The organism is Streptomyces clavifer, assembly GCF_036345975.1.
Classification (GTDB): Bacteria; Actinomycetota; Actinomycetes; order Streptomycetales; family Streptomycetaceae; genus Streptomyces; species Streptomyces clavifer.
Genome location: NZ_CP107793.1, coordinates 5737311 through 5760473, shown reverse-complemented (window position 1 = coordinate 5760473; position 23163 = coordinate 5737311). Strand labels below are relative to the sequence as shown.

Sequence of the window (23163 nt, the reverse complement as noted above, 5' to 3'; positions counted from 1 at the left end):
CCGGCCCCAGTTGTCCGCGTAGTCCAGGGCGGGGTCGTGGCCGGGCACGTCGTTCAGTGCCAGTTGGGCACCGCGCATCACCTCGTGGGCGGTGTGGTGGCCCACGGTCAGCGAGATGGCAAGCATCCCGGCCCGGATCAGGCCGAGGTCCAGGTCGAGGCCCCACTGCTCCCGCATGCGGGCGGCGTGCAGCATGAAGCGGTACGTGGATCCGGCGGTGCCGGTCGCCACCAGACCGCCGGAGTCCTCGGAGAGCCCCTGGAAGTCGGCGCCCATCGCGATGTCGTACACCGACGTCGCGGGCATCCAGGTCAGTCCGGCCTCGTCCAGGGCGAACCGGCGCTCCGCCTCGCTGAGCGGCGGACGAGCGGTGTCCGGGTGGGCCGGGTCTGCCACGGGCTGCGGCAGCGCCTTGACCGCGGCCTGCTTCTCCGCGGGCGACATGGCCGACTCCTGGATCTCAATGGCGCTCCGCATGTACGCGGCGTAGGCCTCCCGCTGCCGCCGGCTCGGCCGCTCCGCGGCGATCTCCGGGTGCTGCTCCTCGGGGCCGCCGAGCATCTCCGGCACGAGGTCCTTGGAGATCCCCTCGTACAGGAACGCCACGAGCTCCCGCAGGTTGCCGCTCCTGATGACCCGCTGGAGCGCCTCACGCGACGTGCCGACGACACCCGCCTTGAACTTGCTGGTGTCTCCGAACGTCGCCAGCGCGCGCGGGTACTTCTGGCGCGCCGCCGCCCACGCGGCACTCGCCATCTTGCGGTACTCGGCGGTCACCGCCTCGTGTTCCGCCAGGTACTCGCCCAGCCGCTTGTCGAAGGCGACGGACTCCTCGGCGTAGCGGATGCGCGCCATGACCCACGGGGGCGCGTCGCTGTTCCTGCGCTCGGGGCTCGGCTGCGCGGAACGTCCCGGCGAGCGGGACCCGGCGCGCCGGGTGGTGGTCGCGGGCTCGGGGGACGCGGACCGCGTGGTCACCGGCCCGCCGGTCGCGGGCGGTGCGACCGCCGGCTCGTCGATCGTCGTCACCTCGTCCGCCGTCGGCCGCGTCACCGCGGGCTCGTCGGACCGGGCCGGTTCACCGACGGGCGTGGCGGTGCCCGACTGTCCCGGCGCGACCAGGCGCCGGTCGTCGATGTCGATCGTCACCACGCGCCCCTGGGCCGGGTCGGTGGCGCTGCGCACCCGCTTGGCGGCCTTGGTGAGCGCGAAGTCCCGTACGCCGACGCGCGGCCCGTCGTGGCCGGCCTGGAAGGTGTCCAGGACCTGGGCCAGCCTGGCCGCGAGCGCCTTGGCGACGGCGTCCGCCCGCTCCTGGCCGCTGGCCAGCGAGCGGTTGCCGTGCCCGGTGAGGGTCACCGCCGGCATCGGCAGGCCGTGGGCCCGGTTCCACAGCCCCGCGCGTGCCAGTGAGAGGGCCAGGCCGTCGATCGTGGCATCCGCGTCGACGGGGGTGCCGCGCCTCCCCTCCTCGAAGCGGACGGTCCGCTGGTGCATGCGCGGCGTGTGGCCGTGCAGCACCACCGTCGTCAGCGGGTTGGCCACCGCGGGCGAGGTGTCCGAGAGCAGGGCCGCGTTGGCCTCGTGCGCCGACTCCCCCGGCCGCTTGCTGTACGCCCGAAAGAACCACTGGTCCTTGCTCTCGAGCACCGGCGCGGCGGCCGTGATCAGCTCCCTGGCGCGGGAGCGGGCCTCGGCCACCTCCCGCAGCGCGAGTGCGTGCTCGGGACGGTCCTCGTCGAAGTAACCCGGCAGTTGCTCCGCCCGGTGGACGTCGGCCAGGGCCCGGGCCGCCCGCGCGAAGTCGTCGAGGCGGGCGGTCTCCGCCTCGCCGGCACCGCTGCGCCGCGCCTCGGTGGCGCGCTGCCCGGCCTCGTCGGCCAGCCGCAGGAGCTCGTCCTCGCCGTAGCGGTCGAGGTTCTCGTCGATGACGTCGTCGAGGGCCGCGGCGGGGATCCCGGTCCGGGAGTGGGTCTCGTTCTCCAGCGTGATCTGGTGGGTGCCGTCCTCGGCGGCCAGCACCACCTGCGCGAAGTGGTACGGGGCGTGGGGGCCCACCCGGTCGCCGGGCTTGGCGTGGTTGTGGGTGAACAACTGGGCGCCGCTGTCGTTCGTGGTGCTGATCGACTGGATCAGGTATCCCTCGCCGACCCCCGCCCACGCGTACTCGTTGACGCCGATGCGCCGCGCGGCGGTGCCCAGCGGGGTGCGCAGCGGGTTGTCCTGCGGCTCGTAGCTCAGGGCGCTGCCGTAGCGCTCACCCGGCGTGGGGGCGCCCACCACACCGCCGGCGAAGCGGTTGTCCCGGCCCGCCTGGCGGGCGGCCCAGCGGGGAGTGACGTCGCGGGCGGAGCGGGTGCCCTCGGCGACCTCCGTCAGTGCCAGGGCCAGGTGGTGGGTCCCGGTGACCTCCCGTCCGTGCTGCCCGTTCACCGGTGCCGTCGACACGACGTCGCCGGTGGGGCCCCGGAAGGCGATGTGGGAGAGGGGCGCGACCGCCTCACCGGCCACCATCCGGGCGAAGTCCCGCGTGAAGGCGTGCTCCGGACCACCGGATCCGGTCAGGAACTCCGGCTCCACCCGGAAGAGGGGCTCGCCGTACGAACCGTCCTCCTTCGGCAGCAGCACGCCCACCGACTCGTCGGTCCTCAGCCGTACTCCCGCCCCGGCCCGGGTGAGCCGCGCGGAGGAGCGCTCGATCGCCGCGCGCGTGGCGTACACCTGCCGGCTGCGGCCGGCCGTGCCGTCGCCGTCGGCCGCGAGCATGGCCAGCGTGCGGTCCTCGGAGATGTGCAGCGGCGGCCGGTCGGCCATGCGGATGTCTTCCTGGCCCTGGTACGGCAGGGCCAGTGCGGGTGTGTCGGGCCCGGTGCCGTCACCGGCCCGGACGTCCCCGACGGTCTGCGGGAGCGGCCGGGTGAACAGGACACCGGTACCGCGCTTGTCGATCACGCCGTAGTCGCGGGTCGTCAGGGGCCGGGGACGGCGTCCCTCGATCTGCCGTTCCAGGACGGCCTGTTCGACCAGGCGGTCGAACTCTGCGTCCCCGTCGCTGGACGAGCCGTCGTCGCTGTCCGGGTCGGACAGGCTGTGGGTGTCGCCCGCGCTGCCGGGGTCGCGGGCTCCGGTCAGGCCGCCGTCCGCCGGCGGGGCGTACGCGGCCCAGCCCGCACCGGTGTCGCCGTCGCCCAGGTCCATCATGAGGTGGCGGGTCCCGGTCGTCGGGTGCGTGGTCACGGTGACCGGCGCCTCGGGGTACCAGACGCGGCGGCCCGTCGTCCCGGCGACGAGGGTCGCGACGGTGGCGGCGTACGCCGGTGGGAGCGCCAGGACGATGTCCGCCCCGCGGGGCCGCCCGGAGTCGTACGAGATCAGCATGGCCAGCTCTTCGGCGCTGTCCACCAGGAAGGTCCGCCCCGGCATGGAGATCTCGACGGCGCGGCCGGCCGCCCGGGCCACGACCAGGTACGGGTTCTGCCACGGGGCCGGCCGCGGGACGACCCGGCCCCGGCCCCGCACGGGGTAGGACTCCAGCTCGGGGGTGGGCTGCCCCGGCCCGGTGAAGTCGCGCCCGACGGCGCTACCCTCGTCGTCGCGCAGCAGCGTGCCCTCGTCCAGGGCGCCCCGCCCGGTCTCGATCTGACGCTCGATGAAGTACAGGGCGAGGTCGTCGGTGCTCGCGAGGTCGTCGGAAGAGGCGTCGAGCGCCAGCGAGCCGAGGAGCAGGAAGTCCGGGGCGCCCGGCCCGCTCCTCATGTGGAGAACCCGCCGGGTGACGCGGTTCAGGCCGGTGCGCAGCGCCTGCGACGTCTCCTGTCCCCCGGCCTCCTCCCGGACGAGGTCGTACAGCGCCTCCGAGGTCTCCCGGAGCCGGAGCCGCGGAACGCTGCCCAGGTGAGGGCCGAACAGCATGTTCAGCCAGCCGGAGTCGGCCCAGAGCGGGCGCTCGTCCTCGTCGTCGGAGTCCGATTCGGACTCCGGCTCCGACTCGTCGGACGCCTCCGCCAGCGTGGACAGGGGGTTACCGGGAGGCAGCGGGGGCGGCACCGCGCCGTCCGGACCGGTCTGCGGGGAGGCGGCGGGGAGCGACACCGGGTCGACCCAGGCTTGCTCCCGGATCTCCGCGGGCGCGTTCGTCCGTGCGTCGGCCCAGCTCGACCCGTCGGGCGCGGTGTGCAGCTCGATGTCCCCGGTCACCGCGGCCCACAGCTGGAGGTGGCGCGGGCGCAGGCCGCTCTGCGCGAGGCCTTCGGGCGCCTGGTCGCGGAACGGGCCGAGCAGGCTGCCCGGCGCGTGGAGCCGGCCGGGGTTGCTCGCGTCGCGCGTCTCGTCCCGCAGGAACAGCTGGTGCGCCAGTTCGTGCGCGAACTCCACCGGATCGGCGTCGGCCCACCACGCCCGCTGGTTCATCTGCTGGTCCCGGTCGACGAGGTCGACCGTCAGGTGGGGGTTCTCGTCCGGTCCGGCCTGCTCGACGGTGACGTGCAGCCGGTCGCCGTTGGGCAGTTGGTGCCCCGGCCGGTTGTAGAACTCCTCGACGCCATCGATCACCCGCGCCATGACGGCGTCGGTGTCGGCCTGCCCGTCCCCCGCGCGGACGGCGAGACGCACGGTCAGGTCGGTGACGTTCTCGCCGCCGTGGGTGAAGCGCCGGACGTCGAAGGCCGATCGCACGACGTACCGCGGCCGGTCGTCGAGGCGGGCCCGGGGCGGCTGCGCGGGCCCGGTGGCCGGGGCGGAGGTGCCGTCCGCGGGCGCCACGGGTGTGGGCTGCGTCGCGGTGAGGGACGTGTCGCCGGGCACGGCGAAGCCGGCGTACTCCCGCAGCGGGATGCGCAGGGCCATGTCGCCGTATTCCGGCACCAGGTACAGGGCGGAGGGGTCCGCCACGATCCGGTAGGGCGCGGTGTCGGGGTCCAGGTCCGCCATGGCGGGCCAGAGGGTGTCCAGGTTGGCCACGTGACCGATCCAGCCGCTGTCGCCCCGCAGGATCGCCCCCGTCGTCCCGTGGACGAAGTCGTGGCCGTACCGCGTCCAGCCCGTCGGCGGGATCTCCTCCCCGTCGGGAAGCCTGATGTGCCCGGTGTCGGCCACCTCGTAGCGCAACGGCTCGGAGCGGTACTCGGCGGCACGCGTGTACGCGAACCACTGCCTCGGGTCGGCGGTCGGCGGCGTGTCGTCCGCGGTCGCTGTGTCCGGGGCCTTGCCCTTCCCGGTCCCGGCAGTCACCCTGTCCGCGGACCCGTCCGGCGCAGACCCGGCCGGCGTGGGGAGGTCCGTCGCGGGGGCCTCGGAGGCGGGCACGACGAAGGCCGGGTCGACAGCGCCGAAGCGGGGCCGCATGACAGTGATCGACATTCCTATCGGCCACTGCTCCGCCATCGGGTCGAGACCGCCGTGGCGTGAGCCGCCGCGCAGACGGCCGCGGGTGGCTATGTGCCGCGGACCACCGCGGTGGTCGTCGACCGTGATGGTCACGGTGGAGGCGCCCGTGTCCCCGTCGGAAGGCTGTCGGCCGCGTACCGAGACCGGCACGACCGTCACCAGGTCGGCGGTGACGTGCGGCTGCGGGGTGCCGTCCTGGAGCGCCGCGAGCGCGTCGGCCAGCTCCTGCCGGAACGAGGCCGTGACCGCCTCGGCCCGCGTCTTCGCGAGGTCCCGGCCGGTCAGGCGCCCGCTGCGCAGGCCGGTCACCTTGACGTCCGGCAGCGGCAACCCGTTACCGGCGTTCCACATCGCCGTCCTGGCCACCACCTTGGCCAGGTGCCGCAGGGAGTGCGTCGCACTGTCGGGCGTCTGCTGGGCGCCCTTGGGGAAGGAGATGGACGCCGGCGGGGCGTGCTGGCCGCGGAGCACGACCGCGGTGAGCGGATTGGCTTCGGCCGAGGGCTTGTCGTCCAGCAGTTCCGCGTTGGTGTCGTGGGCCGATTCGCCCGGCCGCTGCGAGTACATCCGCATGTACCACTGGTGCTTGCCCTGAATGACGCGTTCGAGCTGTCCGACGCGGGACGCGGCGGCGCGGGTGGCGCCCTCCAGCGTCCGCTCGGCCGCGGCGCGCTCGGGTGAGCCGGGGGCGGCCGCGCGCATCTCCGCCTGGGCCTGCTTCGCCCTCACCAGGGCCAGGGCGAGGTCGAGGTGTCCGCGCAGCTCGGTGAGGTGCTCGTCGGTGTCGGTTCCCTGCCGTCGCTCGATCTCCTCGCGCAGTTGCGACACGATCTCCCGCAGATCGTCCAGGCCGTGCTCGCTCAGGTTCGCCGTGACCGCCCTGCGGTGCCGCTGGTTGCGCTGCGAGGCCCGGGCGTGGTTCTCCAGGGAGATCTGGTGGCTGCCGTCCTCGCTGGCCAGGACCACGGTGGCGAAGTGGTAGCCGAAGTGCGCGCGGCTGGCGGCGGTCTGCGGCTTGGCGTAGTTGTGCTCCAGGCTCGGCTGCCCCTGGGCGCCGGCCGCCGCGACGGACTGGACGACGTAGCCCTCGCCGACACCGGCCCAGGCGTGCTCGTTGACGCCGATCCGGCTCGCGGCGTCCGACAGGACGTCACGGCGCGGGTCGACCTGCTGGGCGAGGCTGAGCGCGCTGCCGTACGCGCGGCCGGGCAGCGGACCGTCGTCGCCGCCGGTGGGCCGGTCGTCCCGGCGGACGAAGGAGGCCGCCCACGCCGGATCCGCCGTGTCCGGTGACACGTCGCCGTCCGCGACCTGGCTCAGGGCGTCGGCGAGGTGGTGCGTCCCGGTGACCTCCACCCCGTCGGAGGCGTTGACCGGTGCGGTGACCACCAGGCCGCTGCGGGGGTTGCGGAAGACCATGTGCGACGTGCGGGAGTTGTCGGCCAGCATGTCGGCGAAGTCCCTGCAGACCTCCTCGGTGGACTGGCCCGACCGGGTCAGGAAGACGGGTGTCACACGGAACAGCTGCTTGCTGTTCCCGTCGGGGGTGGGCAGGAGGATGCTCAGGTCCTCGTCGGTCCGCAGCCGCACGGCGAGGCCCGAACGCGCCAGGTCGGCGGAGGCGCGGGCGACCGCCTCGGCCGTCGCGAAGACCTGCTGCCCGTACGCACCGTCCTCGACCGCGAGTGTGCGGTCCGACGAGATCCGCAGGGCGGGCCGCTCGGTGGCCGGCGTCTCGCGGTGGTCCTGGACGGACATGGCGAGTTCGGGGGCGTCCTCCGTGACCTCCAGGATCCTCGGGGTCTGCCAGGCGCCCCGGATCGCTCCGGGCTTCCGGAAGAGCACACCGTCGCCGCGGTGGTCCACGACGCCGTAGTCCGTCGTGGTCAGGTGCTTGGGCCGGCGTGCGTCGGCCCCTTCGGCGTGCTCGGAGCCGTCCTCGTACAGGTCGACGATGTCGGCGACGTCCCCTTCGCTGTCGTCGTCCTGGTGCGGCCCGACGGACGTCCACGCCGTGCCGGGCCCGCCGGGGACGGACCCCACGGTGATGTGGTCGGTGCCGGAACGCCAGTCCGTGGACGGGCGGGGGCCGTGCTCCGAGTACCAGACCCTGGAGCCGGTCAGGTCGGCGACGTGCCGCGCCAGGAACGCGATGTCGTCATGGGGGAAGGCCAGGACGACATCGGCTCCCGGGTGCCGCGCCGGGTCCCGCGCGAGGAGCCGGGCGAACTCACCGGGGTCGTCCAGGGTGAGCCTGCCCCGGGGCGTGACCAGCTGGACGGAGTCCGCGCTCTCCTGGGCGAGGACGACGTAGGGATCCGACCAGGGCGCGGTCCAGGTGACCAGGCCGCCGTCCTCGCTCTGCATCGCGTAGGAGTTCAGCGGCGGCGCCTGGCCCCCGGTGCCGGTCCAGTTGCGCCCGGTACCGTCCTCCGCCACCAGCCGGGTGCCCCGGCCCAGGGCCGCGTCGTGGCGCGTCAGGTACGACGTGAGGGCGCGGGCGTCGGCCAGTTCGTCGGGCGATGCGCTCAGGGCCAGGGAGCCGAGGAGCAGCAGGTGCCGCGCGTGCACCTCGGTGTCCGGGCCGAGGCCCAGCACCTGCCTGGTCAGGTCGTGCAGTTCGTCGAGCACGCCGGTGGCCACGAACGACGGATCCGCGTGGTCCCGCGCGAGGTCCCGCAGCGACGAAGCCGTGTCGACGAGCGTCTCGTGCGAGTAGTCGTGCCTGGCCGCGGGCCCGAAGAGGAGGTCGAGCCAGGCCTCGTGTGCGGTGTCCGGTGCGCCGTCCTCACTCTCGCCGTCACTGTCGGTGTCGCTCGTGTCGTCGGTGAAGCGGAACTGCGCCAGCGCCTCGGCCTCGGAGCGCCGGGATCGCGCGGACGGCGGCAGGAGGAGCGGTCCGGCCTCTGCCGTGTCCGTCGCCTTGATCCCCTCGGCATCGGCACCGGACAGCGTGCTGAGTTCGTACGCCTCTTCCTCGCCCTCGAGCCCCGGGAGGTCGCTGCCCGTCGGGGACGCGGGCAGCGGTACGGCGGCCGCGTCCTCCACATCCAACTCCGGAGCAGGCGGAGGCGGAAGCACCACGGCCGCGTCCTGCTCCGGCGCGGGCGGAGGCGGAAGCACCACAGCCGCGTCCTCCACGCCCAACTCCGGAGCAGGCGGAGGCGGAAGCACCACGGCCGCGTCCTGCTCCGGCGCGGGCGGAGGCGGAAGCACCACAGCCGCGTCCTGCTCCGGCGCGGGCGGAGGCGGAGGAGTGTCCCGCCTCTGCGGCGCCACCGCCTCGGGGGCCGGAGTGCGCTGGGTCAGTGGGACGAAGTCGCCGCCGCGACGGCGGAGCCGGAGGTGGGCGGAGTCGGCCGACGGACCGGGATAGGTGTGGGCGGTGCCGTTCTCCTCGATCAGGGTGACGGTGGCACCGGTCGCGGCGGCTGCCCACTCGGCCACCGCACGGTCGGCCCCGGGCCCCCACGGGGCCTCGGTGAGGTGGCGGCGCAGGTGGCTTTCGCGGGCGTCCGCGGTCGGCGCGGGCGCGCCGGGGCGGTGGCGGAGAGGCGGAGGCGTGAAGAGGGAGCCGCGCTCGGACGGGTCGCCGGGAAGTCCGTTCAGGCGCATCAGCTGGGCGGGCGTGGCTGCGGCGCGCATGCGCAGCCGTGCGGCCTCGGCGCCGGCGAGTCCGGGCTGCTCGGCGGCCTGGTTCAGGACCGTGGAGAGCGCACCGAAGAAGCCGTTGCCTCGGCCAGTGGGGGTGCCCTGGGTGTAGGTGGCGCGGTCGGGTGCGGTGAGGACACCGTCGCGGTCGAGGCGGTAGCGCGGTCCGGTGCTGTCGGTGGGCGGCATCCAGGGCGGGTTGGTGTGACTGCGGTGCGCGGGCGGCTGCTGCGCCGTGCGCGTGGTGTCGCCGGAGGTCCCGGTGTCCGTGCCGGATGCGGCCGCGATGGCCGGGGCCGGCAGCGGGGTGGCGACCGGAGGCGGGGTGCCGGGCGGAAGAGCGGCGTGGAAGAAGCCGTCGGCGGCGAAGAGGACCGGATCGCCCACGGGGTCGACGGCGGCCGGGTCGCTGCCGTGCGGGAGGAAGAGCTGCTCGCGTCCCTCACCGGTCACCACGGTGAGCGGGGTACCGAGGACCCGCGCGGCGAGGGCGGGCAGCAGGTCGGCGCCGCCGTGGTCGCCGGCGCGGCGCTCGGGCGGGGCCGGTTCGCCGTCCGGGACCGGTGTGCCGTCCGGCCGCGGCTCGCTCGCGAACGGGCGGGACAGGGCCACCAGGGCGAGTGCCACCCGCTGCCCGGAGGCCGGCCAGAAGTTCTGCGGGAGGCGGCCGAACGCGTCGAACTCGGCCTGCTGGGCCGGACTGAGCTTCACTCCCGCCTCGTCGAGTTCGTCCTGGGTGAAGGTGTCCGCGGCATCCATGGCGAGGGCGTCGAGCAGGTCCTTGTTGCTGTCCTCCCCGAGCGCCCAGGCGAGGCGTTCGCGGGCGGCGTCGATGGCCTCGGCGGTGACCGCGGGGTCGGCCGGGTCACCCATGAAGCGGTCGGCGAGGTCGGTGCCGAGCAGGTAGGACAGCCGGCCCCGGTCCTGGGCGGCGGCGAGCAGCGCGTGGAAGAACGACGCACCGTCGTGCGGCATGTCGTGCACCTCGCGCACCGTGGCGCCGTCCGGCGAGGTGAGGGTGCGCGGGGCAGTGGGGGTGCCGTCGCTGATCGTGTACGGCGCGGGCGCCTCGGACCGCCATTCCGGCGTCGTGTACTCCTGCGGCCGGTCCGGCACCGTGACCGAGGCGGAACCCTGGTGGTGGGCGGTGAGGCGGGCAGCGGCGAGGTGCAGCCGGTGGTGGTCGGAGGCCGCGGCGTCGGTGCGCTGCTTCCAGCGGTCGACCTCGTCACGGGCGGCCTGCCAGGCGACCACGGACGGGGACGGGGCGGCGTCCCCCTGCGGCGGCTTCGCCCGGTCGGGGTCGCCGTCGCCGAGCGCGGCCTGTTCCTCCGCGCTCAGGTCGAGCCATGTCTCCCGGGCACGCGCGCGGGCGTCGTAGTAGCCGCTCTCGGCCTTGGCGAGGTCGCCCACCGCCTTGGCGAGGTCGTCCCAGGCCTTGACGGCCTCGGCGGGGAAGGTGGAGTCGTCCAGGAGGCCGTACTCGCGGGCGATGTCCTCGCGCAGCCAGACGAGGGCGGTGGTCTCGGCCTCGACGGCACGCGGGCCGCGTGCGGCGTTGCCGAGCGCGCGCAGCGGACGGCTGTCGGTGAGCCGGTGGTCCACCTCGGCCACCGACAGCCAGCTCACCGGAAGCGCGAAGAGCATGCTGCGGTCGGTGACCACCTTGAGGTGGGTTCCCAGAGTGGTGTCGGCGGTGCTCTTGGCCGTGATGCCGTCGTTGGAGCCCGCGATCGGGACCGTGGCACCCGGATTGGTCATACCGGCGTTGCTGTTGCCCGCCAGCGGCGCCGTACCCGCGGCCCCTTCGACGTTGTCGGTGATGCCCGCCTCCGACGCGTCGGAGGTCTTCGACCGCTGCATGGCCTCCATGCGCGGCTTGTTCTCCACGGCGAGCAGGCGGGCCCCGTTGCGGTGCATCTTCGCGTAGAGGCGGGAGTCGGCGGTGTGGAACTGTCCGAAGAGGCGGGCGGAGGCCTGCGTCGGCAGCGGTGAGCCGTTCGCGCCGAGGGCCTCGAGGAAGCCGGAGGTCAGGCCGACCTGGCTGGTGGCCTCCTGCTGGGCCTGGCCGGGGGCGGTGCCGAGGCGGGTGAGCGGGGTGTGGCGGGCCATGCGTACGCGTGCGGCGAGTGTGGTCCCCGTGTGCCGCTGGCCGAGGTCACCGTCGCCGAGGCCGTCGGCGCGCGCGGTGGCGAGGGTCAGGGCGTCCTGCACGTTGGCCGCGCCGCGGATGTCCACGGCGAGGATGCCGGAGCCGATCCGGTCGTCGAAGGGCAGCACGTCCGGGGCACCTGTGCCGGTGCTGGCACCGCCGGTAGTGGAGGCACGCCAGGCGGCGATGCCCTCCGGGCGGGCCTGGTCGGCTGTCAGCATCTGCACCGCGCGTCGGGGTTCCGGCACGTCCTGCTCGGTGAGCGCGTGGTCGGCGCCGTCGCCGTCCGGGGTGAGCAGGTTGGTCGGGAGGATCTCGTTGAGGCTGCCGACCGGCGTGACGGCGCGGGGGGCGAGCGGGTCGCCGGACGCGTCCGTCATGGTGACGGTCAGCGTGTACCCGGTGACGATCTCGGCGTGCGTCTGGGTGGTGGCGATGTTCGGCATCGCGGTACTGCCGGCGGTCTCGGTCCGGTTGCTCGCACGCAGTTTCGCCGCAGTGCCCTGGAGGGAGGGATTGGCGATCAGGACACCGCTGTCCGCCGCGCGCTGGCCGGCGCTGAACGTCAGGTCGGCGCCGCGGTCCTGGGAGACGGTGCCGGAGTCGTCGCGGGCGGTGTTGCGGTAGTCCTCCAGCTCGAATCCGGTGCGCACCCGCTCCACGGTGGTGGTGATCGGGGTCAGCTTGAACAGGACCTGTCCGGGGCTGCCCCCGACCGGCAGACGGTGCGGGCTGCGCCAGGTGCGGTAGTGGACCGGGAGAGTCATCCCACCGGTCGTCAGCTCGTGCACGTGGGAGCGGAGGAAGTCCGGGGACAGCCGCTGGAGGACCTGCTCCCGGTCGTGGGAGGGCACCCCGATCTTCCGCATCCGCTCCATCAGTTGGGGCACTGCCGGGCTCGCGTCGAGCTGGCCGCTGGGGTGGGTGGGGAAGCGGCGGCCTCGCAGGAAGGGGGGCACACGGTAGCCTCCGCCGAGGTTGCGCGGGGTGGTGGTGGCCAGGCCGTCCGGGGCGAGGCCGGCCTCGATGACGTCCTGCATGGGCAGGTGGAACATCACCGCGTCGCGGATCCGCTGCAGTGAGGCGGCGGCCCCGCGCGGGGCGAGACGGCGGCCGAGACCTTCGGAGAGCCGCCCGGCCGCGGAGCTGACCCGGGTGCCGGCACGGGTGCCCACCGTGCCCATCGCGGCCGTCCAGCGGTCCCGCACCGCGATCGTCTCGGCGGCGTCGGCGACCACGAGATACATGCGCCCGGCGAAGGTGAGGGTGGTGTTGCGCCCCCGGGTGAGGGTCTGCGAGACACCGCGGCCCTTGCCCCAGGCGTACTGCAGGGCGTTCGAGTAGGTGCCGACGACCGCCTGCTGGTTCGGGTCCTGCCCGCCCGGGGCCTGCTGGAGCGGCATGTAGGCACCCTGGAGACCGAGAGTGCTGCGCGAGACGGTGCTCGCGCTGCCGGCGATCCGGTGCTCGTTGCCGATGGTGGCCTCGAAGCTGGCCGGCTTCGGGTCGCTCTTGACCCGCAGGTTCTGCAGTTCGCCGCGGATCGCGGCCTTCAGGTAGTGGGTCCGGAGAGGCCCCGCGCCGTTGAGTCCGGTGACCCGGGAGCCGAACGGGCCTAGGTACTGGCCGAGTTGCCCGGCCACACCGAGGTTCGCCATCGCACGGCGTATGGCGGTGCGTACCGGGGCGCCGGGCGCGCTGACGTGCCAGGAGGTACCCGAGGCACGGTCCGCCGTGTCCTGCATGAGCTGCTGGCGCTCCCGGCCGCCCTCGGTGCTGAGCACCACGTGGGGGGAGCTCAGCAGCTTCTTGGTGAGGAGCCGGTCTGCCGGGCCCGTCCTCGGCGACGGCGTCGTGCCGTCCAGGAGCTGGTCCGCGACGGTCGCGGTGAGCAGCTGTGTGGCGGGCGCAGGTACGGGTGCCGGCCCGGTGGGCGGCGGGTCGGCGGGGGCGTGCCGGTCGGATCCGTGTGCCGCGGGTACGGCCAGTTCCACCCGGCCCACCGTCTCGCTCCCGCGGGCGAACAGCGGGCGTTCCTCGACCTTGCTGACGAACATGCCCGCACCGAGCAGGCCGACCGTGGCGAGCCGGGCCCAGCCGCGCGGGCGGCGGTGGCCCTCGAAGGTCGCGCCGAGCTCCACCCGGTAGCTGTAGAGGTCGGCGCCGTTCTGGAACGTCAGGTTGTCGTGGGCGACCGCGACCGTGCTGCGGGTGGCCTTCTGGTCGGTGAGCGCGTAACGCGCGCCGACGGACACGTTGCCGGCACGGCGCGGCAGCCCGACCTCGGGCACCTTGTCGTGGTCACGCGGCGAGATGCCCAGCTCGACACCTGCGGAGAGGGTGCTGGACGCCTGCTGGCCCTGCCCTGAGATCTCGGTACCGATCACCGCGTTGCGCAGCGAACGCTCGCTCATGGTGGTCTCGAACCGGCGGTCGGTGAGCCGTGCCCGGAGGATCAGGGTGTGGTGGCCGCGGCGCACCTTGCCGTCCTCGGTGAGGGTGACGGGCACCCCGGTGGTGGTCAGGTCGTCCAGGCTCTGGGCCAGGCTCGGCCGGTTCAGCGCCTCGCGGACCTGACGGTCGTTGTGCAGCGCGGTCCGCATCCGCCCGTCGCCGTACCAGAACTTGGCCAGCCGGGGGTGCCGCAGCATCAACGGCGGGACGAACAACGACGGGTACGAGTGGTGGAGGGTGTCCAGGACGCTGTCCGCGAAGGCCCGCATGGGGTCCTGGGGAGCGGGACCGGGAGCGGGACCCTGGAGGGCGGGCCCGCCGTCCTGGACCTGGTCCCGGCTCTGGTCCTTCGGCTGGTCCTGGGGCTGAGGCAGGGGCTGGATCCGGCTCTGGTCCTGGCTCCCGGTCGTGACCGGGTTCTGCGGGCGTTCCGGGAGGAAGCCCTCGGCACGGACCTGGCCGCTCAGGTGGACCGGGTCCTCCTGCGTGAGGTACCACGGCACCGGCGGTTCGGCGTCCGGATTCGGACCCGCCTGTCCGGGGGTGCGGCTGTCCCAGCCGGCGAGCCGGCGCGCGTCCTGGGTCGAGATCCAGTCCAGGCTCACCACGCGGACCGGACGGACCGCGGACCGCGGCTCGCCGGCCATGCGCACCATCAGGGTGCGCTCCACCCGGTAGAGCGCGACCGGGTGGTTGCGAACGCGGCCGGTGGTCTTGCGGGCGGCATCCGTACCGAGGTAGTGCCCCCGTCCGGCACTGAAGTCCGCGCGGACCAAGGGGCCGCCCTGGATGCGTATGTCCGTCTCCAGGCCGGGGACGGTGTAGTTCGGCCCGGAGGTGACCTGGATGCCGAAGCGGGTGTCGCGGACGTGGCCCCGCTCGTTCTGGTACGTGGTCTGGGTGAGGTCGCGTATCTCCGCCTTGACGGACTCGGTGACCAGGGTGGCCCGGTGCGGGGTCGACCGCTCCACGACCAGGTGCCCCAGCGGGTGCTGGCCGCTGCCCCGGGTCAGTTCAGGCCCGCTGACCGGACCGGAGAGCCGCCCGAACAGGGCCAGGACCCGGCCCGGCCGGACATACGAGACCAGGGTGCGGTGCGCCGAGCTGCCGGGCCGCGCGCCGGAGAGGGCGAGTGCCAGGTCCTCCGGTGGGTCCAGGAGGTGCAGCCCGGTGACATCGGTGGCCCGCGGCTCGACCCCGTCCGGGAAGGTGAGCGTCTGCGGCGCCCGCCGGGGCCCCTTGAAGGGCAGGGTGAAGTCGGACGGCAGCCGCCAGCTCAGCCCGTCCCGCATGGCGAACTCGTCGTTGTGCACCGCCGTGCGCTGCCAGCGGAGACCCGGCGCGGGTGTGCCGGGCTCCGTGCCCCGGCCGTCGGTCTTCGGCGCCTCGGTGACCCGCTCCACGCGTACCCGGTAGAAGACGTCGTCCAGGTGCAGGTGCGAGCCCTCCACGGCCCGGTACTCGGACTGGTTGTACGCCTGGGTGCCCTGGGTGTAGTCGGTCCTGCGGGTCCAGCCGAGCGAGAGCCCGATCTTCAACAGCCAGTTCAGCGGTGGGCCCATGCTCAGCCCGGCGGCGATCCGGCGCCCGAAGCCGACACTGCGCCCACCGCCGGTACCCGCCTGGCCACGCCGCATGGTGTCCAGGCGGGTGGTACCGCCGTTGACGTCGGAGAAGCGCTCCCAGCGGTGGTACGGGACGGCCTCGACCGTCATCTCATGGCCGACCCCGGACTTCTCCCGGCCCACGAGGCGGGCGCCGCGCGGGGCGGTGAAGGCGGCGGGCTGATGGGTCAGCAGGCGCAGCAGCTCCGCCTCGTCGAACTGGGCGCGCAGCTTCTTGGGCAGCTTGCCGATGATCTCCTGGGCCACCTGCTCGGGCGAGCGCAGCGTGAGGAGGCCGGGGCCCGTGAAGAGTCCGGTCCGCCCGGTCCGCGGGGTCAGGTCCGCCCGGCCGCCCGGCGCTCCGTCGTCCGGATCGGCGCCCGGGTCGATCAGGACGGTGGGCAGCCGGCTGCCGTCCTCGAAGGTGACCGTGCGTGGCACGGGGCCGGGCGGGCGGGCGTCCTGGCCGGTCAGCAGCCGTGCCGGGCGGTGCCGTTCGAGCTGGGTCTCCAGCGGTACCGGGTCACCCCGGTCGGGGGTCTCGTCGGCGGCATCGGGCCCGTACACGTCGCTGATGCCGCCCATGCCGCGCAGCCATTCCCCGAAGGGGTCGGATTCCTCCGGGTCCTGGGAGACGGGCGGCGGCCCGGTGGTGGGGTCCGGGACCGGCTCCGTGGTGGGCACCAGTGCGTCGTAGTGGTCGGTTCCGTTGTAGGCCAGGTGCAGGGTGCCGCTGGTGCCGCCCGGATGCAACTGGTTGACGAGGAGCGCGTCCGCCGACTGCGGGTGGGGTCGCACGAGGCGCAGATCGAGGTCGAGGGTGTGCGCCAGCACGTCCGGGAGCAGGTCGGCGAAGGGGGACGACCACAGACCGGGGCGTTCCGCGGCGGCGGCGAGCAGGCCGCGCCCGCCGAGCCGCCGGGCGTCGGCGGGGGTGGGCGCCACCTGGGCGAGCTGCGGATAGTCGCTGTCGGCGATGATCTGCTGCCACCGGTCGGCATTGCCTTCGGTGACGACCTCCCGTGCGACGCGGTTCCACTCCTCGGTGATCCTCTGGTGTTCCTCCTCGTTGTCCACGCTGTCCACGCCCGCCAGGGCGCGCATACGCAGGTCGTCCACCACGCTGAACACCGGGTCCGGTACGGCGGTGTCGGCGACGGCCCCCAGCTCCGTACCGGTGACGCGGTCCCGCACCAGACCGCGCAGCCCGGCGATGTTCCGCGCGGCCCAGGCGGGCGGCACGTCCCGGCCGCGCGCGCTGTCGAGAATCGCCCGGAAGAGGCAGTTCCCGTCGCCGCGGGCAGCTATCCGGCGGAAAGTGAGACCGTCCGCCCGGACGAGGTCCGTCGGGTCGGGCACCGTCACTGGGCCCTTGCCCTTGCTGAGCAGGACCATGCTCTCGGCGAGGCTTTCCGGCCGGCTCTGCACGGACGGGACCAGATCGGGCCTGCGGCGGGCCAGTTCGGCGGTGTCCTCGGGGCTGAGGGCCAGCTCGGACAGCGGCAGCGGCGCACTCGACAACGACCAGGCCACTTCCGCGGACGGCGCGTAGGAGAGTCCGCGCACGTCCTCCTGCGAGACCAACGCGGTCGCGGGCAGGCCGGGAGGTGGTGCGGACGGCCCGGTCCAGGTGAGCAGGGCGTTCTTGCTCTCGCGACGGAAACGGAGCAACGGCTCACCGTCGGGGCCCCGATGAGAACCGACGATCTTGTCGAAAATCGACTTGTCGAAAGCCGTCGGCGGATTCCAGAACATGTGTGCGCCGTGCGTCACGGCCATGTCCTTCGCCCGCATCCTGCTGATCAACGCATCATGCGCCGAAGGCTCGACCCGCGTCCCGTCAGGCGTGGTGATGTCGAACACGTCATTGTCACCGGTGAGCGGACGCCGCCCACCGCCCTCACCCACCTCGAACACCACACCGTCACGGACGACAAAACGATTGTCCGCCTCGAACCCGGCCATCTTCCCGGCCAGCTCGTGAAACTCCGTCAACCGCTGATTGAAACGCGACAGAACCCTGTCCCGCTCACCCACCGGAATACCGTCCACATCAGCAAGCACCGGCTTGAAATAACCGACCAACCCGACGTTCGCCGGATCAGCACCCAGAAAGACATCAACCTCGTTGACCGTCTTCGCCTTGATCTCCGGCGGCTTGGGCAACGCCCCCGCCTCGATCCACTTCGGAGCCAGCGGATTCGTCGGACGCACATCAATGACCGTATTGCTGTCCCACGCCAGATCGCGGAACTCCTTGAAAGACTTCTCCCGCATCCCGTACGTATGACGCGCCGCGTACGAATCGACCTCACCGACCCCGAGCGGCTCGGTCCAGGTGAGCTCGGCGTTGTTGCTCTCGCGACGGAAGCGGAGCAACGGCTCACCGTCGGGGCCCCGATGAGAACCGACGATCTTGTCGAAAATCGACTTGTCGAAAGCCGTCGGCGGATTCCAGAACATGTGCGCGCCGTGCGTCACGGCCATGTCCTTCGCCCGCATCCTGCTGATCAACGCATCATGCGCCGAAGGCTCGACCCGCGTCCCGTCAGGCGTGGTGATGTCGAACACGTCATTGTCACCGGTGAGCGGACGCCGCCCACCGCCCTCACCCACCTCGAACACCACACCGTCACGGACGACAAAACGATTGTCCGCCTCGAACCCGGCCATCTTCCCGGCCAGCTCGTGAAACTCCGTCAACCGCTGATTGAAACGCGACAGAACCCTGTCCCGCTCACCCACCGGAACACTGTCCACATCAACGAGCACCGGCTTGAAATAACCGACCAACCCGACGTTCGCCGGATCAGCACCCAGAAAGACATCAACCTCGTTGACCGTCTTCGCCTTGATCTCCGGCGGCTTGGGCACCGCCCCCGCCTCGATCCACTTCGGAGCCAGCGGATTCGTCGGACGCACATCAATGACCGTATTGCTGTCCCACGCCAGATCGCGGAACTCCTTGAAAGACTTCTCCCGCATCCCGTACGTATGACGCGCCGAGTACGAATCGACCTCACCGACCCCGAGCGGCTCGGGCGTCGGCTGTACCTCGTGTCCGGTGGTCGTGGGCGCCGGGTCGTGCAGGCGGCGGGCCAGCTCGGCGGTGTCCTCGGGGCTGAGGGCCAGCTCGGACAGCGGCAGCGGCGCACTCGACAACGACCAGGCGATGCCCGCCGCCGGCGCGTACGCGAGTCCGCGCACGTCGTCCCGAGTGACCGGGGTGGTCGGGGACAGCACGGGGGGCGGCGGGGGCAGCAGTTCGTCGAGCGTGGTGTCGGGGCCGGCACCGGCCCGCAGCGCGGCCGCCGCGCGCAGGAACGCCGTGTACTGCTCCGGGGTGGGATCCACGGACGGGTCGGCCGCCGTGGCGCCGGTGGCGGAGAGCCAGTCGGTGGTCATCCGGCGCAGCAGGTCCGGGGTCATGCGGCCGTCGCCGTACCGGGCTGCGCTGTCCGTGCTCAGCCAGCGCAGACCGTCCACATGGGCGAGCCCGGCGAGCAGCTCCCGGTTCTCCGGGCGCTGCTCCGCGTCCGGGCCGAGAGCGCCGCGCAGCGTGCGGATCTGCTGGAGGGTGCGGGCGCGGGCGAACACGTCGGCGGGGCCGGGACCCGCGTGCAGACCGGCATCGCGCGCCGACTGGTCCAGGTCCCCGCCACTGGGCTCCGGGGTGAACAGCTGCCACCGCCCCGGGCCGTCCGCACCCTCGGTGAGCACCGCGCGGACGTTGCCGTCCCGGTCGCGGGCCGTTCCCACCTCGGTGGTCGGCGCGTACACCGGGCGCCCGGTGCGGTTCGCCACATGCTGCGCGACCGACAGGCCCGCGATCTGCGGCTGCCGTCCGGTCTTGCAGGAGTACAGCACCAGGGGACGGTCCTGATCGCCTTCCACCGCCCATGACTTGAGGATCTCGCCGAGCTGCACACCGCTGACCTTCACGCTGGGCCGCGCCGCGTCGTCGGTGCCGAGCGTGACGGTGCGCTCGGTGGCGTGTGCCACCACGTAGTCGGCACCACGGTCGGTGTCTGCGCCGGGGAGCGGGGCCGCCGGGCCGGTGAAGACCGTGCGGGTGGTGCTGGGCGTCCCTTCGGTACCAGCGACCGGCTTCGCCGACGGCGACAGGGCGGGTGAGCCGGGCGTGGACACGGTGCGTACGCCGCGGAAGGTGTCCAGACCGATCAACGCCCGACGCCCCGCTTCACGGGCCGTACCGTCCTCCGCCGGGTCCTGCGAGATGGTCAGCGTGTGGACGGCGCGGCCCGGCGGGGGCTGCACCGTCGCATCCGGCACCAGGCGCCGCACCTGGCTGAGGGGCACCGTGAGGCCGTCCAGGGTGAGGACGACAGGCTCGGCCCACAGCCGCCGGGAGCCGTCGGTGGCACCGCCGTCGGCGGGGCGTATGACGATCCGGGCGGACGGCGTGGGAAGGGGCACGGACGGCGTCGTGGGAGAGCTGTCCGGCGCGGGCGGGGGCGGAGTGATGCCTCCGGTTCCGGAGCCGTGTCCCGCGCCGGGGCCGGGGACCTGCCCGCCGGTCCCGTCGTCGCTCCTGTCCCCCTTGTCCGACTCCAGGTACACGTCGGCGGCCGTCTCGGTCCAGGGGCGCGACAGGGTCGCGAGCTTGTCCGGGGCGAATACGGCGGTTGCGGTGGAGTCCGGACCGGCTCCAGTGCTGCGTACGGGAGCCGGCTTCTCCGGGAGCGCCGCCGACGGAGGTGTGTCCTTGGAGGTGGTGAACGGGTCGCTGTCGGCCGTCGCGGTGCTCTGCGTGGCGGGCCGGGACATCGGGCCGAGGGCGTCCGCGAGCGGCAGCAGCACGTCCGCGCCGGGGAACGCGGTGTCCGTGGTGGTACCGGTGGTGCCGTCAGCCGTCGCGGCGGGCGCCGGTCCGGTGAGCGGGCGGACCTGGACCGGGGCGCCCGGCCCCTCGCGGGTCAGCTCGACCGCGGCACGTACCGGGCGTCCTGCCCCGTCCGGCGTGACCGCCGGTCCGAGCACCACGGCCCGGTCGGTCCCGGCCCCGTCCAGCAGCTCGGCCGCCTCGCGCGACCCCTCCCCCGGCGGCGGCAGCTCCGACACCACGATCGTCAGGGGCTGCGCAGGGGTGGACTCGGGGTTCCCGAAGGGCGCGGACTCGGACTTCACATCGGTCGGGCCGCCGACAACACGTCCGTCGTCCGTGCCGGCGAACGAACCGGTGGTGCTCACCTTCGGCGGAGCGGCGGCGGTGTCGACGGCCGGACCGGTAACGGGGCCGGTGGTCGGAGCAGTGGTGGTGTCGACCGTGGGTATGTCGACGGTGGTGTCGATGACCGGGGCCCGGACGCCGCCTCCCGAGTCCGGGGTGACGTCGGTCCCGGACGCGTCCACGGCCTCCGGAGTGAGGGTGGTCTGCGCGGGGCCGTCCGTGACGGTGGAGGAGCCGTCCACCGGAGCCGAGCCCTCCGGGGCACGGGTGCCCTGGGGGGAGGTGGTGCTGGAGGGGGCCGCCTGGGCACCTCCGGCGGTGGGGACGCCACCCGGCCGGGCTCCGCTCCCCGTGCCGGGCGCGGCGGAGGTGGCAGAGCTGCCGCCCGTGGCGACGGGAGCACCGTTCCCCTGGCCCGGCACCGCAGTCGCACGGTCGTCCTGCCCGCTCGCTTCCTCCGGAGATCCCTGGACGTTGTTCTGCGGAGATCCCTGGACGTTGCTCTCCGGAGCGCCATCGGCGTTGCTCTCCGGGGAACCCTGGGCAGTGCCCTCCGGAGCCCCCTGGACGTTGCTCTCCGGGGACACCGCAGCGGAGTCGGCCGGTCCACCTGCGGCACCGCTCTCGGGGGTCGTCACGGGCGCGGCACCCTGCCCACCGACCGCATCCTGCACCGGTGCGTCCGGGCCGTCTTCCACCACCGGATCGGCGTCGTTTCCGGTGGGGCCGGCGGCGGGGTTGCCCGTGGTCGAGGCGTGGCTGTTGCCGGAGGTGCCCGTGCCTCCCGTGGCCGGACTGCCCCCCGTGGCCGGACTGCCTCCCGTGGCCGGGCTGCCCCCGGTGTTCGAGGCGCCCTCCGCGACCGGACTGCCCCCCGTGTTCGAGGCGTCCACCGTGACCGGGCCGCCCCCCGTCCCGGCGGCGCCCACCGCGATCGGGGCGTCCACCGTGACCTGGGTGCCGAAGGCGTCGAGGGCGCGGCGGACCTCGTCCGTGTCGACCTGGGTCGCGGGGCTGTTCCCGGCGGGCACCACACGGACCTCGGGCACCTGCGACAGGTTGCTGTGCAGGCTGTCGCGGACACCGATCTCGGCGCTGCCGGGCGGCTGGGCTCCGCGCAGGGCGGCAAGGTCACGCAGCGCCTGCTCACGGACCTCGCCAGAGCCCTGGTGGACCTGCTGCCACAGCGCGTTCTCGGCGGCGGTCGCGGGCAGCGGGCCCGGTGAGTACGGCGGCGGGTCCAGGCTCGTGTACGGCGGCGGGTTCTCGGAGAGGTACGGCGGCGGGCTCTCGGAGAGGTGGGGCGGGGCCGACTGGCTGCCGCTGGCGTTCCCCTGCCCGACGGTCTGCGCGACCGGCGGGGGCGAGGAGAGCGCGGGGCCGTCACCGCCCGTGGTGTCCCTGCCCGAGGGCCCGTCGGCGCGCCCCGGACCGTCGCCGGAGCGCGAGGAGCCGTCCGAGTCACCGGCGCCCGCGCCGCCGGACACGGTGGGCGGCTGGTGGCGCAGCTTGTCGATGGCGTGGCGCAGTTCGGCGGCACTGTTCACAGCGGTGTCGCTGAGCGTGGCCTCGACCTGGCTGCTGATGCCCGCCCCGACGAAGGTGGACCAGCTGGTGGACCAGTCACCGTCGAACGCGCCCTTGATCAGGATCTCCGCGAGCGCCTCGCCGGAGCCGGCGGCGAGGAAGTCGGTGACGCCCTTGAGCCCGTAGTGCCCGGCCAGCGCACCGGGCCGGTCGGCGTTGAAGCGCAGGATCTGGTTGTTCCGCCACAACTCGGTGTTGTTCCGGAAGGAGAGCGGGTTGTTCCGGAACGTGACCGGCAGGTTGTTGGAGGGGTTGGGCCCGTTCCCGTACGGAGTGGGGTCGGGGCGGTCGTTGAGCAGGTTGTCGCGGTCGGGCTTCGGATTCGGTCCGGGGGTCGGCTTGGGCTGGGGACCGTTGTTGAGATCGAGGTTCGGGTTGTTCTTGAGGTTGGGGTTGTTCTTGAAGTCGAGATCGGGGGCGTTCTTCAGGAAGTTGTTGTCGAAGCTCTTGACGATGCTCCGCGCGAACTGGTCGAAGACGCTGGTGAGGAACCCCGCCGCCGCGCCGAACGCGGCGGCCTTGCCGATGTCGCTCCAGTCGATGCCGTCGGGACGGCGGCCGTCCGGGGCGAAGTTCATCATCGCCAGCCGCACCGCGAAGGTGGTGAACGCCTCGGCGAACGCCTCGGTCAGCGAGGGTGCCAGATGCAGCCGCTGGAGCAGGTGGCTGAGCGTGGTGAGGATGAAGAACCGGCTGCGCATCTTGGCCAGCATGATCTGGCTGGCCGAGGCGCCACCGGTGAAGAAGGACATCGCCAGGTAGATGGCGATCTCGATGAGCAGCCGGATGATCTCGGCGATGACCTGCCACTTGGACTCCATGATGTCCATGGAGGTCTTGCGCCGGCCTTCGGCGATCTTGTCGAGCTGCTCGGCGAAGTCGCGCAGGTAGTTCTTGCCGCCGTCGTCGATGAGCATGCCCATCGCCCTGCCGTACGACTTGGCGAGGTCGTCCGGCATGGACTCGCCGATGTCGTGGACCGACTTGTCGATGAGCGAGGACAGCCTGTCCAGCTTTCGCCCCAGGCCGGAGTAGGGCCGACGGCTCTCGAAAGCGAGATCCTCGTCGGCGTCCATGAGCCTCTCCCCGGTGAGGATGAAGATCATCGCGTTGACCTCGGGCGAGACCTGGATGCTCAT

1 protein-coding gene (cut by a window edge) is annotated in these 23163 nt (G+C 73.3%); it reads right to left on the bottom strand.

Features of this window, described 5'->3' with window-relative positions; translation table 11 throughout:
* Positions 1-23163, bottom strand: partial view of a lonely Cys domain-containing protein gene (locus OG927_RS25155; RefSeq protein ID WP_330320813.1) — the 5' portion only. The gene continues 16011 nt to the left of window position 1, outside the view; 23163 of the gene's 39174 nt are visible here — the first part of the coding sequence; its start codon is at positions 23161-23163; its stop codon lies beyond the left edge, outside the window.